Source organism: Massilia sp. ZL223 (genome assembly GCF_018119395.1).
GTDB lineage: Bacteria > Pseudomonadota > Gammaproteobacteria > Burkholderiales > Burkholderiaceae_D > Telluria.
Window position 1 is genome coordinate 12708 of sequence record NZ_JAGPWD010000028.1, and the last position, 12896, is coordinate 25603.

At 65.8% G+C, this 12896-nt stretch carries 13 protein-coding genes; 8 read left to right on the plus strand and 5 right to left on the minus strand.

Annotated features, from left to right (window positions below; all coding sequences use genetic code 11):
• Positions 1–5: 5 nt before the first annotated feature.
• The 4 genes from KBW95_RS16905 (at position 6) to KBW95_RS16920 (ending at position 3899) form a co-directional block, all read left to right on the plus strand.
• Positions 6–1169, plus strand: a complete 1164-nt coding sequence (locus KBW95_RS16905) for a heme A synthase (protein ID WP_211528814.1) — start codon at positions 6–8, stop codon at positions 1167–1169.
• A gap of 65 nt (positions 1170–1234) precedes the next feature.
• On the plus strand, positions 1235–2128 hold the full coding sequence (gene cyoE, locus KBW95_RS16910) for a heme o synthase (RefSeq protein WP_211525325.1): 894 nt from the start codon (positions 1235–1237) through the stop codon (positions 2126–2128).
• A 71-nt stretch (positions 2129–2199) separates the two neighbouring features.
• Complete coding sequence (locus KBW95_RS16915; RefSeq protein ID WP_211528815.1) at positions 2200–2814, plus strand: SCO family protein; 615 nt, start codon at positions 2200–2202, stop codon at positions 2812–2814.
• 29 nt (positions 2815–2843) lie between these two features.
• Positions 2844–3899 carry an AI-2E family transporter gene (locus KBW95_RS16920; RefSeq protein ID WP_211528816.1) on the plus strand — a complete coding sequence of 352 codons (1056 nt, stop codon included), beginning with the start codon at positions 2844–2846 and terminating at the stop codon, positions 3897–3899.
• Positions 3900–3911: 12 nt separating this feature from the next.
• Here KBW95_RS16920 and KBW95_RS16925 read toward each other — a convergent pair whose 3' ends face one another.
• The 5 genes from KBW95_RS16925 to nhaR form a co-directional block, all read right to left on the minus strand.
• The gene (locus KBW95_RS16925; RefSeq protein WP_211528817.1) at positions 3912–5498 is read right to left on the minus strand and encodes an ATP-binding protein; all 1587 of its coding nucleotides are present in this window, start codon (positions 5496–5498) and stop codon (positions 3912–3914) included.
• A 1-nt stretch (position 5499) separates the two neighbouring features.
• Positions 5500–6306, minus strand: a complete 807-nt coding sequence (locus KBW95_RS16930; protein ID WP_211528818.1) for an alpha/beta fold hydrolase — start codon at positions 6304–6306, stop codon at positions 5500–5502.
• A 113-nt stretch (positions 6307–6419) separates the two neighbouring features.
• Positions 6420–7223: an alpha/beta fold hydrolase gene (locus KBW95_RS16935; RefSeq protein ID WP_211528819.1), complete on the minus strand. Its 804-nt coding sequence runs from the start codon at positions 7221–7223 to the stop codon at positions 6420–6422.
• 21 nt (positions 7224–7244) lie between these two features.
• Positions 7245–8615, minus strand: coding sequence for a hemolysin family protein (locus KBW95_RS16940; RefSeq protein WP_211525331.1), 1371 nt, complete (start codon positions 8613–8615; stop codon positions 7245–7247).
• Between the two features lie 54 nt (positions 8616–8669).
• Positions 8670–9578, minus strand: coding sequence for a transcriptional activator NhaR (gene nhaR, locus KBW95_RS16945; RefSeq protein WP_211525332.1), 909 nt, complete (start codon positions 9576–9578; stop codon positions 8670–8672).
• 108 nt (positions 9579–9686) lie between these two features.
• Between nhaR and KBW95_RS16950 the strand changes: the two genes are divergently transcribed.
• From KBW95_RS16950 to KBW95_RS16965, 4 genes are all read left to right on the plus strand, one after another.
• Positions 9687–10754 (plus strand): DUF475 domain-containing protein, encoded by a 1068-nt coding sequence (locus KBW95_RS16950; protein WP_211528820.1) that lies wholly within the window; start codon positions 9687–9689, stop codon positions 10752–10754.
• A 120-nt stretch (positions 10755–10874) separates the two neighbouring features.
• A complete protein-coding gene (locus KBW95_RS16955; RefSeq protein ID WP_211525334.1) occupies positions 10875–11450 on the plus strand; it encodes a TerD family protein in 576 nt (191 codons plus the stop codon).
• A 54-nt stretch (positions 11451–11504) separates the two neighbouring features.
• Positions 11505–12203, plus strand: a complete 699-nt coding sequence (locus tag KBW95_RS16960) for a TIGR00266 family protein (protein WP_211525335.1) — start codon at positions 11505–11507, stop codon at positions 12201–12203.
• A gap of 17 nt (positions 12204–12220) precedes the next feature.
• On the plus strand, positions 12221–12805 hold the full coding sequence (locus KBW95_RS16965) for a TerD family protein (RefSeq protein WP_211528821.1): 585 nt from the start codon (positions 12221–12223) through the stop codon (positions 12803–12805).
• The last annotated feature ends 91 nt before the right edge of the window (positions 12806–12896 follow it).

Here is a 12896-nt window from a genome sequence, read left to right on the forward strand (position 1 = left end):
CGCAGATGCAAGCTTCCTCGATACTGCGGCTGGCCGCGATGGGCTTGCTGGTCGCCAGCCTGCCGCTGGCCATGGTCTGGATGTCTGCCGACGCCAACAAGTACCGCAAGCTGGTCTGGGTGGCGGTCTTCCTCACCTTCGACCTGATCGTCTTCGGCGGCTTCACCCGCCTGACCGATTCCGGCCTGGGCTGCCCGGACTGGCCGGGCTGCTACGGCATGGCCAATCCCTTCCTGGCGCACGAGGAGATCGCCGCCGCCGAAGCGGCGATGCCGACCGGCCCGGTGACCGTGGTCAAGGCCTGGATCGAGATGATCCACCGCTACCTGGCGATGGGCATCGGCGTGATCATCATGGCGCTGCTGTTCACCTCCATCATGCAATGGCGCCGCACCCGCAACCAGGCCTTCAAGCCGGCCATGCCGCTGGCGCTGTTCGTGTTCGTCTGCATCCAGGGCGCCTTCGGCGCCTGGACCGTCACCCTCAAGCTGCAGCCGGTCATCGTCACCATCCACCTGCTGCTGGGCATGGCCCTGCTGGCCATGCTGACCTGGCTGGGCGGACGCGAGGACTTCCTGATCAAGCCGAAGGCCATTTCGGGCGGCGCCACCATCGCCCCGGCGGTGCTGCGCCAGCTGCGCACCCTGGCGCTGCTGGCCGCCGCCGCCGTGGCCGTGCAGATCGCTTTGGGCGGGTGGGTAAGCACTAACTATGCAACCCTGGCCTGCGACGAATTCCCCTTGTGCGACGGCCAGGTGGTGCCGCCAATGGACTTCGAGCACGGCTTCCACCTGTGGCGCGAGCTGGGCAAGACCGCCGCCGGCCACTACCTGCCGTTCACGGCCCTGGTGGCGATCCATTGGGTACACCGCATGTCCGCAATCGTGGTCACGCTGGTGCTGGGCTTCGCGATATGGAAGGCCTTGCCGCACGCCAGCCTGCGCCCGACGGCGCAACGCCTGGCCCTGGTGCTGGCGGTCCAGCTGTTCACGGGCGTCGCCACGGTCTACTTCGATTTCCCGCTGGCCATCGCGGTCCTGCATAACGCCGGGGCGGCCCTGCTGGTACTGCTGGTGACCATGTTAAACTACCGGGTGAAATTCCAACTCGACATGGCCGGCGGCGCCACGGCACGATCGTCCGCCGCCATAGCACGCACCCGGCGCTGATCGCGCCGCAGCGAGAGCAGTGAACACGCGGCGCCGAAGCCGGCGCCGCAGCAAGACCTAAATTGATGACAACCCAGACAGCCATCCACAAAAGCCCGAGCCGGTTCTCGCAGTACTGGACCCTCACCAAGCCGCGCGTCACCCAGTTGGCGGTGTTCTGCGCGGTAATCGGGATGTTCCTCGCCACCGACCGTTTCCCGGGCTGGCAGGTCCTGATCGCCGGTACCGCCGGGATCTGGCTGCTGGCGGGCGCCGCCTTCGCGGTCAATTGCCTGGTCGAGGCCGAGATCGACGCGCGCATGGCCCGCACGGCGCGCCGCGCCACCGCCATGGGCGAACTGAGCCAGACCCAGACCATATTGTTCTCCGCCCTGATCGGCGGCCTGGGCATGTGGATCCTGTACGCCTTCGTCAACCCGCTGACGATGTGGCTGACCTTCGTCACCTTCGTCGGATACGCCTTCATCTACACCCTCCTGCTCAAGCCGAATACCCCGCAAAACATCGTGATCGGCGGCCTGTCCGGCGCCATGCCGCCCGCCCTGGGCTGGGCCGCGGTGGCGGGCGAGGTGCCGATGCAGGCCTGGCTGCTGGTCCTGATCATCTTCATGTGGACGCCGCCGCACTTCTGGGTGCTGGCCATGTACCGCCGCGACGACTATGCCCGTTCCGGCCTGCCGATGCTGCCGATTACCCACGGCATGCGCTTCACCGGCCTGCAGGTGTGGCTGTACACGGTGGCCCTGGCCGCCACCACCTTGCTGCCTTTCGCGGTGGGCATGAGCGGCCTGATCTACCTGGCGGCCGCCGTCGTGCTCAATGCGATCTTCCTGCGCCACTCCTGGCGCGTGCACCGCCACTACAGCGACATGGCGGCGCGCAAGACCTTCACCTGGTCGATCGTCTACCTCTCGCTGCTGTTCGCGGCGCTGCTGGTCGACCATTACTTCCGGTTCTGACCGGGTTCCGGCCCGATTTTTACCGGCTCCCGGCCGGTACCGACATGAGGTTTGCTATGAAGCGGTTTGCCATGAAGCGACTCCTGACCATCCTGATACTGGCCGCGGCGACGGTACTGGCCGCCGGCTGCGACAAGATCGCCGACCGGGCCGGCGGCAAGACGGCCGCCTTCAACAATGTCGACGTGACCGGGCTCGACTACGCCAAGGGCTTCTCGCTGGTCGACCATACCGGCAAGCCGCGCACCCTGCAGGACTTCCGCGGCAAGCTGGTGGTGCTGTTCTTCGGCTATACCCAATGCCCCGACGTGTGCCCGACCACGATGGCCGAAATGGCCGCCGTGCTGAAGGAACTCGGCCCCGCCGCCGACGAAGTGCAGGTGCTGTTCGTGACCCTCGACCCCGAGCGCGACACCCAGGAACTGCTGGCCAGTTACGTGCCCGCTTTCGACAAGCGCTTCCTGGGCCTGCGCGGCAGCCTGGAAGACACCGCGCGCACGGCCAAGGAATTCAAGGTTTTCTTCAGCAAGGTGCCGGGCGCCGGGTCGGAAAACAGCGCGGGCAGCTACACCATCGACCACACCGCCGGCAGCTATGTGTTCGACCGCGAAGGCAAGGTGCGCCTGTTCCTGCGCCACGGCCAGGGCCCGGCGCCCATCGCGCACGACCTGCGCCAGCTGTTATGATGGCGTAAATACCAACTCCCATCGAAGGCATGGAACAAGCTCAGGGCAGGAACTACACCCGTATCGCCATTGTCGTCCTGCTGACGCTGGGCTGCCTCTACGTTCTTAAACCCTTCCTCGCCGCGATCCTGTTCGCGGCCGCCGTCGTCATCTCTTCCTGGCCGCTCTACCTGCGCCTGCTGCGCGCCATGCGCGGCCGCCGCAGCCTGGCGGCCTTGACGATGACGCTGACCCTGACCTTCCTGGTCATCTTCCCGCTGTCGATGGTCGCCTACAACCTGGCCGACGACGTCGCCCGCGGTTTCGAAGAGCTGCGCAGCCTGGTCGAGCACCGCGAGCTGGTGCCGCCGTCCTGGCTGCGCGAGATTCCGCTGGTGGGCGAGTCGGTCGACACCTACCTGCGCCAGCTGATCGCCAGCCGCGAGCGCATGGTGGAACTGGCCCAGCGCATGGTGGAGCCGGCGCGCCGCTGGCTGCTGGCCGGCGGCATCATGCTCGGCACCGGCGTGATGCAGATGAGCCTTGCGGCCTTCGTCAGCTTCTTCTTCTACCGCGACGGCAACGCGCTGCTCGACGTGATCGCCGTGACCATGAAGAAGGTCATGGGCGAGGGCGCCGAATCGGTGCAGCACACCGTCAGCCAGACGGTGCGCGGCGTGATGTACGGCCTGCTCGGCACCGCGCTGGCCCAGGCCATCGTGGCGGCGATCGGCTTCTTCATCGCCGGGGTGCCGGCCGTGCCCCTGCTGTCGGTGCTGGTGTTCCTGTCCTCGCTGGTGCCGGTGGGCCCGCCGCTGGTGTGGGGCGGGGCGGCGCTGTGGCTGTTCGCGCAGGGCGAAACCGGCTGGGCCATCTTCATGGCGGTCTGGGGCGCCCTGTTGATCAGCGGCGTCGACAACGTGGTGCGCCCGATGCTGATCAGCCGCGGCAGCAGCCTGCCTTTCCTGCTCACCCTGCTCGGCGTGCTGGGCGGGGTGATCGCCTTCGGCTTCGTCGGCATGTTCATCGGCCCGGTCCTGCTGGCGGTCGGCTATTCCCTGATGAGCGAGTGGACCGGCACCAAGGACCAGATCGTCAAGCAGTAGGGCGTGCGGCCCTCAGGGCCGTTCGGCCGCCAGCAGCAGCAGCAGCCGTTCCAGGTCGATCGGCTTGGTCAGGTGGTGATCGAATCCCGCGTCGAAGGCCAGCTCCCGGTCTTTCTGCTGTCCCCAGCCGGTGGCGGCAATCAGCGTGACGCGCTGCAGGCCGGACAAGGCCCTCAGCCGGCGAGCCAGCTCGTAGCCGGTCATGTCGGGCAGGCCGATATCGAGCAGCGCCACTTGCGGCGCGAATGCGGGCGCCAGTTCCAGCGCGGCCGCCGCCGTGTGAACGATCCTGGTCTCGCAGCCGAACAGCTCCAGCGCCATGCCCAGCGTGTCGGCCGCATCCACGTTGTCGTCGACGATCAGGATGCGGACGGCGGCGGCGGCGGCGGGGCGGGCCGGCGCCACCTCCTCACCAGGATCCATGCCTGCATGGCAGGCGGCGCCCGCAGCCAGCGGCAGGGTGATGCTGAAGGTGCTGCCACGCCCGGGACCCTCGCTGTCGGCGCGCACGCTGCCGCCGTGCAGGGCGACGATGCCGCGCACCATGGCCAGGCCGATGCCCAATCCCCCTTTTGCGCGTTCGAGGGCGGGTTCCAGCTGGGAGAACATGTCGAACACGCTCGCCAGCGCGTCGGCAGGCAGGCCGATGCCGTTGTCGCGCACCCGGATCGTGGCGTGGCCGGGATCGCAATCGAGTTCCAGGTCGACCAGGCCGCCTTCGGGCGTGTACTTGGCCGCATTGGTGAGCAGGTTGATGATCACCTGGGCCAGCCGCGTCGCATCGCCGTCGACGACCACGGGCGGCTGGGCCACGCGCAGCCGCAGGGTGTGGCGGGCGGCGTCCATGACCGGCGCCACATCGTGGGCGACGGCGTGCACCAGGGCGCTGAGTTCGACCGCCTCGCGGCGCAGCTGCATCCGCCCCTGGGTGATGCGCGAGATTTCCATGAGGTCGTCCACCAGGCGCGTGAGATGGCGCAGCTGGCGGTCGAAGGCCCGCAGCAGGCGCTCGTCGGCGCTGGCGCCGAACTTCAGCTTGAGGACGTCGAGTGCGCTGCGCATGGGCGCCAGTGGATTGCGCAGCTCGTGCGACAGGGTGGCCAGGAATTCGTCCTTGCGGCGGTCGAGCGCCGACAGGCGGGCATTCGCTTCCTGCAGCCGCGCCTCGGCGCCGCGCCGCGCTTCCAGCGCCGCCTCGGCGGCCTTGCGCGCCGCCAGCAGCTCGCGCTCGTAGGCGCGCCGGTCGACGGCCTTGAACAGCGCCCACTGGTCGAAGTGGAGGCCGCCTTCCTGGGAGCGCACGATGTTGATCAGCACCGGGAAGCGTTCGCCGGCGCGGTTGCGCAGGTCGACCTGGATCTCGGCCACCGAGCGCTGCACCTGCAGGATCGGCAGGCAGTGGGTGTGATGGAACAGGCGCGCGCCGACCGGCAGGAGGTCGAGCATGCGCAGCTTTCCTTCCAGCTCGCCTGGTTCGTAGCCGAGCCAGCACCGCGCCATGGTGTTGGCGCGCAGGATGAGGCCCGCCTGGTCGGTCAGCAGCAGGCCGCAGGCCGCATGCTCGAACAGGAAGTCGCCGGCGGGCAGGGCATCGGCCACGTCAGCGCAAGGTCTGGGCCAGGAAGGCGTCGATCGCTTGCGAGCTCTCGGTCGGCGCGCTCAGGTGCGGGCAGTGCCCGATGTTCTCGATCACGTGCAGGGTGCTGGCCGGCAGGTGGCGGTGCAGGTAGTCGCCTACCGAGCGCGGGGCGATCAGGTCGTCGCTGCACTGCAGGATCAGCGCCGGCACGCGCGACAGCGGCAGGTCCGCGCGGTGGTCGGACAGGAAGGTGACGCGGGCGAAGTGCTTGGCGATTTCCGGGTCGTTGCGGCAGAAGCTGTCGGTCAATTCCTGGCGCAGATCCGGACGTCCGGGGACGCCCATGATGGCGGGGGCCATGCTGCTCGACCAGCCGAGGTAGTTCGCTTCCATCGTCTCGAGCAGCTCGTCGATGTCCGCGCGGCTGAACCCGCCCACGTAGTCGCCGTCGTTGATGTAGCAGGGCGAGGGGCCGACCATGACCTGGGCCGCGAAGCGTTCCGGCGCCCTGATGGTGGCCAGCAGGCCGATCATGGTGCTGACCGAATGGCCGACGAAGACCACCGGGCCGGTGGCGCCACAGGCGTCGAGGATCTCCAGCACGTCGTCGGCATGGCCGTGCAGGCTGCCGTAGCGGGCGTGGTCGTAGGCGCGCAGGTCCGAGCCGCCGCTGCCGGTAAGATCGAAGGTAACGGTGCGGTAGCGGTCCGCGAAGGCCGGGGCCATGAAGCGCCACATGGTCTGGTCGCAGCCAAAACCATGCGCGAACATCATCGTTGCCGCGCCGTCGCCCGTGACGCGCACATTGTTTCTGGTAATGATGGACATCATACTCTCGGTCGAAGGAGCGAAGGCCCGCTCATCAACTGTGGATTATATCTTTTTTACAATTTACGATGCCATCTGTTTCAACCGTGCGCCCTATGCGTATGGGATAGCGGTCAGCGCAGGACGCCGGCCAGGTAGGCGTCGATCTCGCGCACGCAGGCCCCCGGCGCGCTCATGTGCGCGCAATGGCCGATGTTTTCGATCATGCGCAGGCTGGCGCGCGGCAGCTGCCGCTGCAGGAACTCGCCGGCCGTGCGCGGCGCGATCAGGTCGTCCGTGCACTGGAGGATGAGGGCCGGCGTGTTCGACGCGCACACCTCGTCGCGCAGGTCGGACAGGAAGGTCACGCGCGCGAAGTGGCGCGCGATGTCGGGATTGCTGCGGCAGAAGCTGTCGGTCAGCTCCTTGCCCAGCTTGGGCTGGTTGGGCGCGCCCATAATCAGCGGCGCCATCGCCGTCGACCACTCCAGGTAGTTCTCTTCCATCCTGGCGAGCAGTTCCTCGAGGTCGCGCCTGGCGAAGCCGCCCAGGTAATAGCCGTCGTTGAGGTAGCAGGCCGAAGGGCCGATCATGACCTGGGCCGCGAAGCGCTCGGGCGCCTTGATGGTGGCCAGCATGCCGATCATGGCGCTCACCGAATGGCCGACGAAGACCACCGGCCCCTTGCCGAACTCGTCGACGATCTCGACCAGGTCGTCGGCGTAGCCGTGCAGGCTGCCGTATTTGCCGCGGTCGTAGGCGGCGTGATCGGACTGGCCGCTGCCGACCAGGTCGAACAGCACGGTGCGGTAGCGCGTCGCGTAGTAGGGCGCCAGGAAGCGCCACATGTTCTGGTCGCAGCCGAAGCCATGCGCGAACACCAGGGTGGCGTCGCCGCCGCCGACGATATGGACGTTGTTGCGTCGCTGGACACTCATGCCGGTTTCCCCAATGCCTCGTCAATCCTGGTCGTCATCGCCGTCGCCGCGTTCCAGTCTTGGAAATACTTTGACCAGCAGGATGCGCGGCCCGTTCATCTTTTTCACCACCACGTCGAAGCGCGGGAATTCGATGCGCTGGCCCTGCTTGGGAATATCGCCCAGCTTGGCCATCAAGAGGCCGCCGACCGATTCCACGTCGTCCAGGCCCATCTCTTCGTTGTCGATATCGATGCCGAGCACGCGCTCGAGCGAGAAGATCGGCAGGCTGGCCTTGCCGATGTAGGTGCCGTCGGCCTGCTTGAGCCAGTCGTTCTCGTTGAGGCGGAATTCGTCGCGGATCTCGCCCACCATCGCGCCCAGCAGGTTGTCGAGGGTGATGAAGCCGACCGGGCGCTTGCCCTTTTCGCCGATCAGGGCGAAGTGCGGGGCGCCGCTGCGGAAGCGCCGGAAGATGTCCTGGGCCGGGGTGCGCGCCGAGATCGTCTCGACCGGGCGCAGGAACTGGGTCAGGTCGGTGATCGCGCGCCCGGCCTGCAAGGCGAAGAACAGGTCCTTCAGGTGGATCACGCCCAGCACTTCCTCGCCGTCCTGGTCGAAATAGGGATAGCGCGAGAAGCGGTTGCGGCGCACCGTCTCCAGGTTCTGCTCCAGGCCGCGGCTGGCGTACAGCGCGCTCACCTCGTTAATCGGGCGCATCAGGTCCGACACCGCCAGCTGGCTGAAGTCGAGCGATTGCGCCAGGATGTTGCGCTCGTCGTGGGTAAACTTGCCGTCCGAGCCGCCCTTGCTTTCGCCCGCGCTGGTGCTGGTGTTGGTGCGCAGAATGAGCTTGAGTTCGTCGGTCGAGTAATGGGTGTCGTGGCTGCCGGCGCCGGCCAGGCCGGCCAGGCGCAGCACCGTGTTGGCGCTGGCGTTGAGCAGCCAGATCGCCGGATACATCGACCAGTAGAAGGCGTACAGCGGCAGGGCGCACCACAGCGCCACCGATTCCGGTACGCGGATCGCCAGCGTTTTCGGCGCCAGCTCGCCCACCACGATGTGCAGGAAGGAGATCACCGAGAAGGCGATGATGAAGGACACGCCATGGATCACTTCGGGCGAGGTGACGCCGGCCAGGGCGAACAGCGGTTCGAGCAGCCTGGCGAAGGCCGGCTCGCCGACCCAGCCCAGGCCCAGGGAGGCGAGGGTGATGCCCAGCTGGCAAGCCGACAGGTAGGCGTCGAGCTGGCCGTGCACCTTGGCCAGGATGCGTCCGCGCAGCCCCGCCGTCTTGGCGATGGCCCGGACACGGGTCTTGCGCAACGTGACGATGCCGAATTCGGCCGCCACGAAGAAGCCGTTCAGCGCAACCAGGAAGAGCGCAAGAACGACGAATAGAAAGTTTTCCATAAAGTTGAAGAGTTAACAAAAGGCAAAGCCGCCACCATTGTACCGCTCAATCACTCAACCGTTGGCCAGCGCGCCTTCGTGTACCGCGTTGAGGATGGCCTCGACCGCCGGATGCTTGATCTTGCGTTCGTTCGAGATCGCGTAGAAATGCTCGCGTACCTCGGGCACCCGGCCGACCAGGGCCGCGCCGAGCTGGATCTCGATCTGGGCGGCCGGCGCGGCCGGGGTAAAGAACAGGCCCAGCCCGCGCCGTCCGAAGGTGTTGAGCAGGGCGTTGTCCTCGAATTCGCCGGCCACGTCGGGGTGGATGCCATGGCGCTCGAACCAGGCGTCGATCTTGCCGCGCAATGCGGTGTCGCGGGTGGGCAGCAGGAAGGGAGCGCCGTGCAGCGAGCGCGGGAAGCCTTCGCGGTAGCTGTCGGCCAGGTGCGGGGCGCCGACCACGAACATCTCGCTTTCCGACAGCAGGTGGCTGAACACGCGCAGGGTGGTGCCGGTCGGCACCGCGCGGTCGGTTAGCACCACGTCGAGCTTGTGGAGCGCCAGGTCGCCGAGAAGCGCTTCATACTGGTCTTCGTAGCACACGAGCCTGACCTGTTTGTCGAGCTGGGTCGTGACTTCCAGCAACCGGTAGGCGGTGAACTTGGGCAGCGAATCCGAAATGCCCACCGTCAGGCGCAGGCGCGAGCTGCCGGATTCGTCCAGCGCTTCCTGCATCTGCTCGCCCAGCAGGAAGATCTGGTCCGCGTAGGACAGGACCAGGCGGCCCGCTTCGGTCAGGGTCAGCCGCCTGCCTTGCTGGGTGAACAAGGCCTTGCCGAAAGACTGTTCCAGCAGGGCCAGCTGGGTGCTGACGGTCTGGATGGCCAGGCCCAGGCGCTCGGCGGCGCGGGTGATGCTGCCTTCCTTGGCGACCACCCAGAAGTAGTGCAGGTGGCGGAAATTCGGGGGAGTGTTTTTCATTTCTTCCGTTTTTTAGAAGTAACTCTTCGATTATCTTCGCTTTTCCATGATGTTGCAAAAGCCTACACTGCGTCCACATTAATTTTTATATTCAACGGGAGAAAACCAATGAAGCATTTCACAGGGTCATTTTTTGTGACCTTCGTCTGCCTCGCGCTCGCGGGCTGGTGGGGCTATGAACACAGCGGCCTGGCCGGCGCGATGACCGCGATCGGTGTCGCGGCCATCCTGTCGATCATGGAGGTCTCGCTGTCCTTCGACAACGCCGTGGTCAACGCCTCGGTGCTCAAGGGCTGGGACGAGTTCTGGCTCAAGCTGTTCCTGGGCCTGGGCATGATCATCGCCGTGTTCGGCATGCGCCTCGTGTTCCCGCTGGTGATCGTGGCCGTGGCCGCAGACCTGGGCATGATGGACGTGTGGAACCTGGCGCTGACGGATCCGAAATCGTTCTCGTCGCACCTGACCAACCACCACGCGGAAGTGGCGGCCTTCGGCGGCATGTTCCTGCTGCTGGTGTTCCTGAACTTCCTGCTGGATGACGAGAAGGAAGTCCACTGGCTGGGCCACTTCGAGCGCAAGCTGGGTTCGCTGGGCAAGGTGTCCTCGATCTCGGTGATGATCGCGATCGCCGCGCTGCTGTTCAGCACGACCTACGTCGAAGAGGCGCAGAAGATGCTGGTCCTGATCGCCGGCATGTGGGGCATCCTGATCTACGTCGGCGTGGACATGATCTCCAGCCTGCTGGAGAAGGGCGAAGAAGGCGGCGGCGAAGTGGGCGACATGGTCAAGCGCGGCGGTATCGGCGGCTTCCTGTACCTCGAAGTGCTGGATGCATCGTTCAGCTTCGACGGCGTGATCGGCGCCTTCGCGATCACCACCGACGTCGTGATCATCATGCTGGGCCTGGCGATCGGCGCGATGTTCGTGCGTTCGATGACCGTCTTCCTGGTCAAGAAGGGCACCCTGGACGAATTTGTCTACCTGGAGCACGGCGCCCACTACGCGATCGGTATCCTGGCCGTGATCATGCTGGCGAGTATGAAGTTCCACGTGCCCGAGCTGGTGACGGGCCTGACGGGTGTGGCCTTCATCGCCGCCTCGCTGTGGAGCTCGATGCGCTACAAGAAGCAGCAGGCCGCGCTGGAAGCCAGCGGCGCAGAGAAACTGCCGGCCTAAGCAACAAGCGCGCCGTCCTGCGGGACGGCGCGGCAAGAACCCCGGCGAGCGGCAGAACACCAGCTCGCTGCGGTAGTACCCAGGTGTTCACATGTAGTCCTACTTTAGGAGATTCACATCATGGCAATCAGTCTGCAAAAAGGCGGCAACGTCAACCTGTCGAAGGAAGCTCCTGGCCTGACCCAGCTGAAGGTCGGCCTCGGCTGGGACACGCGCGCCACCGATGGCGCAGCCTTCGACCTCGACGGCGCCGTGTTTCTGCTGAACTCGTCCGGCAAGGTCCGCTCGGACAGCGATTTCATCTTCTATAACAACCTGAAATCAAGCGACGGTTCGGTCGTGCACTCCGGCGACAACCGCACCGGCGAAGGCGAAGGCGACGACGAAACCGTCTCGATCGATCTGACCAAGGTCCCGGCCGACGTCGACAAGGTGGTGCTCGGCGTGACCATCCACGACGCCGAGAGCCGCCGCCAGAACTTCGGCATGGTCGGCAAGGCCTTCATCCGCTGCGTCAACGCCGGCAACAACCAGGAAATCGCCCGCTACGACCTGTCGGAAGACAGCTCGACCGAAGGCGCGATGATCTTCGGCGAGGTGTACCGCAACGGCGCCGACTGGAAGTTCCGCGCGATCGGCCAGGGCTTCGCCGGCGGCCTGGGGCCACTCGCCCGCAACTACGGCGTCAACGTTTAATTCATTAACAGGCGGCGGCCTCGCGAGAGGCCGCCTGAAGAAAGGAAGTCCACCATGCCAGTATTTACCGTGACCGGGGATGTCGATCCCTTCCTGCACGTGTCGATGCGCCGCGGCGAGACCATCTACTGCGAATCCGACGCGATGGTGATGATGGAATCGACGCTCGACCTGAAGGGCAAGATGAAGGGTGGCCTGGGCAGCGCCCTGATGCGCACCTTCGCCAACGGCGAGTCCTTCTTCCAGCAGCACATCGAAGCCACGCGCGGCGATGGCGACTGCCTGCTGTCGCCGACCCTGCCGGGCGCCATGCAGATCGTCGACTGCGGCCCGAACCAGTACATCATCAGCGACGGCGCCTTCGTCGCGGCCAGCAACGGCGTCGACCTGAAAGTGCGCACCCAGAACATCGGCAACGCCCTGTTCGCGCAGAGCGGCGGCTTCTTCGTGACCGAGACCACGGGCAGCGGCCAGGTGGTGGTGTCGGGCTTCGGCTCCATGTCCATGCTGGACGTCGAACCGGGCAAGGACGCCATCATCGACAACGCCCATGTGGTGTGCTGGGACAGCACCTTGCGCTACGAGATCTCGATCACGACCGGCACCAGCGGCGGCTTCCTGGGCAACCTGATCAACAGCCAGACCAGCGGCGAAGGCATGGTGCTGCGCTTCTCGGGCAAAGGCAAGGTCTACGTGTGCTCGCGCAACCGCAATGCCTTCAAGGCCTGGATGCAGCAGCCGCAGCGCGGCTAACCAAGAAAGGATTCATCATGGCAGTCAATTTGCAAAAGGGGCAGAAGATCTCGCTGGAGAAGGAAGCCGGCGGATCGCTGAACCGTGTGACGATGGGACTGGGCTGGGACGTGGCCAAGTCGAAGGGCTTCTTCGGCTTCGGCGGCGGCAAGTCGGAAAGCGTCGACCTGGACGCCTCGTGCGTGCTGTTCGACGAATCCAACCGTCCGGTGGACGTGGTCTGGTTCCGCCAGCTCAAGAGCCGTGACGGCAGCATCAGCCACAGCGGCGACAACCGCACCGGTGCGGGCGATGGCGACGACGAGCAGATCGTGGTGGAGCTGAACCGCGTGCCGGAAAGCGTCAGGTCGCTGGTGTTCACCGTGAACAGCTTCACCGGCCAGAACTTCTCGACCGTCGAGAACGCGTACTGCCGCCTGGTCAACGCGGCGAACAATCAGGAAGTGGCGCGCTTCAACCTGTCCGTGCAGGGCTCGCACACGGCCCAGATCATGGCCAAGCTGTATCGCCACAACGGCGAATGGAAGATGCATGCGATCGGCGAGAACGGCGTCGGCCGCACCTTCGACGACCTGATGCCGCAGATCGTGCCGCACCTGTAAATCTTGTAGTTCCTGTAGTGCCTGTAGTACCTGTTGGTGTGTTTTTGCTTTTGTAAGTGTCTCCCGCCATTTGCCGGGGCTTCGAGCCCCG

What these genes read in the sequence shown, in the direction of transcription:
- KBW95_RS16905 (WP_211528814.1), top strand. Translation starts at nt 6, where the DNA reads ATGCAAGCTTCCTCGATACTGCGGCTGGCCGCGATGGGCTTGCTGGTC.
- KBW95_RS16915 (WP_211528815.1), top strand. Translation starts at nt 2,200, where the DNA reads ATGAAGCGACTCCTGACCATCCTGATACTGGCCGCGGCGACGGTACTG.
- KBW95_RS16940 (WP_211525331.1), bottom strand. Translation starts at nt 8,615, where the DNA reads ATGGAAAACTTTCTATTCGTCGTTCTTGCGCTCTTCCTGGTTGCGCTG.
- KBW95_RS16965 (WP_211528821.1), top strand. Translation starts at nt 12,221, where the DNA reads ATGGCAGTCAATTTGCAAAAGGGGCAGAAGATCTCGCTGGAGAAGGAA.
- KBW95_RS16930 (WP_211528818.1), bottom strand. Translation starts at nt 6,306, where the DNA reads ATGTCCATCATTACCAGAAACAATGTGCGCGTCACGGGCGACGGCGCG.
- KBW95_RS16935 (WP_211528819.1), bottom strand. Translation starts at nt 7,223, where the DNA reads ATGAGTGTCCAGCGACGCAACAACGTCCATATCGTCGGCGGCGGCGAC.
- nhaR (WP_211525332.1), bottom strand. Translation starts at nt 9,578, where the DNA reads ATGAAAAACACTCCCCCGAATTTCCGCCACCTGCACTACTTCTGGGTG.
- KBW95_RS16950 (WP_211528820.1), top strand. Translation starts at nt 9,687, where the DNA reads ATGAAGCATTTCACAGGGTCATTTTTTGTGACCTTCGTCTGCCTCGCG.
- KBW95_RS16920 (WP_211528816.1), top strand. Translation starts at nt 2,844, where the DNA reads ATGGAACAAGCTCAGGGCAGGAACTACACCCGTATCGCCATTGTCGTC.
- cyoE (WP_211525325.1), top strand. Translation starts at nt 1,235, where the DNA reads ATGACAACCCAGACAGCCATCCACAAAAGCCCGAGCCGGTTCTCGCAG.
- KBW95_RS16955 (WP_211525334.1), top strand. Translation starts at nt 10,875, where the DNA reads ATGGCAATCAGTCTGCAAAAAGGCGGCAACGTCAACCTGTCGAAGGAA.
- KBW95_RS16960 (WP_211525335.1), top strand. Translation starts at nt 11,505, where the DNA reads ATGCCAGTATTTACCGTGACCGGGGATGTCGATCCCTTCCTGCACGTG.